This window comes from Parahaliea mediterranea (assembly GCF_003402235.1).
Taxonomy (GTDB): domain Bacteria; phylum Pseudomonadota; class Gammaproteobacteria; order Pseudomonadales; family Halieaceae; genus Parahaliea; species Parahaliea mediterranea.
Window position 1 is genome coordinate 1 of the sequence record NZ_QEWO01000022.1, and the last position, 2,472, is coordinate 2,472.

Annotated in this window: 2 protein-coding genes; both read right to left on the reverse strand. The window is 56.8% G+C overall.

Annotation, left to right across the window (positions count from 1 at the left end):
- Positions 1–4 precede the first annotated feature (4 nt).
- Positions 5–1,525: an acetaldehyde dehydrogenase ExaC gene (gene exaC, locus DDZ17_RS22165; RefSeq protein ID WP_116369214.1), complete on the reverse strand. Its 1,521-nt coding sequence runs from the start codon at positions 1,523–1,525 to the stop codon at positions 5–7.
- Between the two features lie 86 nt (positions 1,526–1,611).
- The coding region (locus DDZ17_RS22170) for a glycyl-radical enzyme activating protein (protein WP_116369215.1) at positions 1,612–2,472 on the reverse strand (861 nt) is incomplete at its 5' end.

Sequence of the window (2,472 nt, forward strand, 5' to 3'; positions counted from 1 at the left end):
GGACTCAGAAGAAACCCAGCGGGTCGATGCTGTAGCTCACCAGCAGGTTCTTGGTCTGCTGGTAATGGTCAAGCATCATCTTGTGGGTTTCACGGCCAATACCCGACTTCTTGTATCCGCCAAAGGCCGCGTGCGCAGGATAGGCGTGGTAGCAGTTGGTCCACACGCGACCCGCCTGAATGCCCCGTCCCATGCGGTAGGCGCGATTCATGTCGCGGGTCCAGACGCCGGCACCCAGGCCATAGTCAGTATCGTTGGCGATGGCCAGTGCTTCGGCCTCGTCCTTGAAAGAGGTCACACCCAGCGTCGGCCCAAAGATCTCCTCCTGGAAAATGCGCATGTCGTTCTTGCCCGCCATCAGGGTCGGCTGCACGTAGTAACCGCCGGACAGATCACCGGACAGGTTGGCACTATCACCGCCGATCAGAATCTGTGCACCTTCCTGCCGACCGATCTCCATGTAGCTCATGATCTTGTCAAACTGTTCCTTGGAGGCCTGCGCACCAACCTGTGTCTCAGGATCCAGCGGATTGCCCTGCTTAATGGTCTTTGAACGCTCAACCACGATATCAAGGAAACGGTCATAGATGGATTCCTGGATCAGCGCCCGGGAGGGACAGGTACACACTTCACCCTGGTTGAAGAAGCCCAGCAACAGACCCTCCGCACACTTGTTAAGGTAGTCATCTTCATAGTCCAGAACATCCTCAAAGTAGATATTCGGTGACTTACCACCCAGCTCAACCGTTGAAGGAATGAGGTTGTTCGCCGCGCACTTGAGAATCTCATTACCCACCGCCGTCGAGCCGGTGAAGGCCAGCTTGGCAATGCGTGTACTTTGCGAGAGTGCCGCCCCCGCTTCCGCCCCGAAGCCGTTGACGATATTAACCACGCCAGCGGGCAGAATGTCCTGTATCAGCTCCATCACCAGGAGAATGGTCACCGGGGTCTGCTCGGCGGGCTTCATGACCACGCAGTTACCCGCGGCCAGCGCTGGCGCCAGTTTCCAGGCGGCCATCAGCAGGGGGAAGTTCCAGGGAATGATCTGGCCCACCACGCCGTAGGGCTCGTGGAAGTGATAGCTGGCCGTTGTCGCATCCAGTTCAGCAGCGCTGCCTTCCTGGGCCCTGATGCAGCCCGCAAAATAGCGGAAGTGGTCTACAAACAGGGGCAGGTCAGCATTCAGGGTCTCGCGTACGGCTTTACCATTCTCCCAGGTCTCCGCAACCGCCAGCATTTCAAGATTCTGCTCGACGCGGTCAGCGATCTTCAGCAGCAGGTTGGACCGGTCGGCTACCGAGGTGGCACCCCAACTTGCTCGCGCTGCATGCGCCGCATCAAGGGCCTTCTCAATATCCGCCGCCGAGGAACGGGCCACCTCACAGTACACCTGGCCGGTTACCGGAGTCACATTTTCGAAGTAACGGCCGTCAGCGGGCGCTACCCATTCGCCGCCGATGAAATTGTCATAGCGCGATTTGAAGGAAACTACAGATCCTTCCTGGCCGGGTTGTGCATACGTCATTTTATTTTCCTCATGTGATGGACAGATTGATTATGGGTTATAGGTAAAGCGAAATCAGGAAGGCGCCGGCTGTCTGAGCTGATACATCACCTGTGACAATGGACGTGAATACCTCTGGACTCAAAAATCTCCGTACAGCGGTCAAGCTCCGCGTCCGGCATGAACTTGCCTGTCCCTTCACCGAAGTCCAGACGCTGGACACTGCCGAAGCGTGGCAGCTTGTCGAGCCAAATCGGGTTGTACGGCAAGATCTGCATGTTCTTTACGCCGTTCTCGAGCATAAAGTCAGCAATGGCACTGAGGTTTTCATCTGTGTCGGTGATAAAGGGCACCAACGGGACCCGCGGCAGAACCTCGATCACCGAATCCCGTGCCAGGGCCTGGACCTTCCTGAAGTTCTCATGAATAGAATGGTTGGGAACGCCGCAGTACTGCTTGTGCGCATCGCTGTCCATCAACTTGAGATCAAAGTAGATGGTGTCGGTGTAGGGCAATACCAGATTTTCAAATACCTTGTAATTGAATAGGCCCGCTGTCTGGATCAGCGTGTGAACATTCCGCTGCTTCAGCCGCGAGAACAGTTCGCCGACCGAATCCATCTGCATCAGCGCCTCGCCGCCGGAGACAGTAACCCCGCCGCCGGAGGCCTCGAAGAAGGCCTCGTCTTCAAGCACCTTCTCCACCAGATGATCCATGTCGATGTCATTGCCACAGCGCTCCAGAGCACCGGATGGGCAGACATCAACGCACTTGAAGCACTGGGTGCATTTGTCGCGGATGATTTTGTCGGGCGAACTCAGGTCGATCGCCTGCTCGGGGCAGGCGTCAGCACAGTCGTGACAGCTGATGCACTTCTCTGCATCATAGGAGAGTTCGTAACCGGTGTTGATGCTTTCCGGATTCTGGCACCAGGTACAAGACAGCGGGCAGCCCTTGAAGAACACCAC

Bases quoted from the DNA above. Each gene is read 5' to 3' on its own strand.
- exaC (WP_116369214.1), bottom strand. From the start codon at position 1,525: ATGACGTATGCACAACCCGGCCAGGAAGGATCTGTAGTTTCCTTCAAA.